At 54.0% G+C, this 628-nt stretch carries 1 rRNA gene; it reads left to right on the top strand.

What is annotated here, in order from left to right:
- Positions 1-628: ribosomal RNA gene (locus tag ADS77_RS21305) — 23S ribosomal RNA — on the top strand; the annotation flags it as partial.

Below are 628 nucleotides of genomic sequence, written 5' to 3'. Positions count from 1 at the left end.
TGGAGTCGTCCTTGAAATACCACCCTTGTAGTTTTGATGTTCTAACGTTGGCCCCTGAATCGGGGTTACGGACAGTGCCTGGTGGGTAGTTTGACTGGGGCGGTCTCCTCCCAAAGAGTAACGGAGGAGCACGAAGGTTGGCTAAGTACGGTCGGACATCGTACGGTTAGTGTAATGGTAGAAGCCAGCTTAACTGCGAGACAGACACGTCGAGCAGGTACGAAAGTAGGTCATAGTGATCCGGTGGTTCTGAATGGAAGGGCCATCGCTCAACGGATAAAAGGTACTCCGGGGATAACAGGCTGATACCGCCCAAGAGTTCATATCGACGGCGGTGTTTGGCACCTCGATGTCGGCTCATCACATCCTGGGGCTGAAGTCGGTCCCAAGGGTATGGCTGTTCGCCATTTAAAGTGGTACGCGAGCTGGGTTTAGAACGTCGTGAGACAGTTCGGTCCCTATCTGCCGTGGGCGTTTGAGAATTGAGAGGGGTTGCTCCTAGTACGAGAGGACCGGAGTGAACGAACCGCTGGTGTTCGGGTTGTCATGCCAATGGCATTGCCCGGTAGCTACGTTCGGAACTGATAAGCGCTGAAAGCATCTAAGCGCGAAGCAGGCCTCGAGATGA

The organism is Pseudoalteromonas porphyrae (assembly GCF_001298125.1).
GTDB classification, from domain to species: domain Bacteria; phylum Pseudomonadota; class Gammaproteobacteria; order Enterobacterales; family Alteromonadaceae; genus Pseudoalteromonas; species Pseudoalteromonas neustonica.
This window is presented reverse-complemented; position numbering and strand designations above follow the sequence as displayed.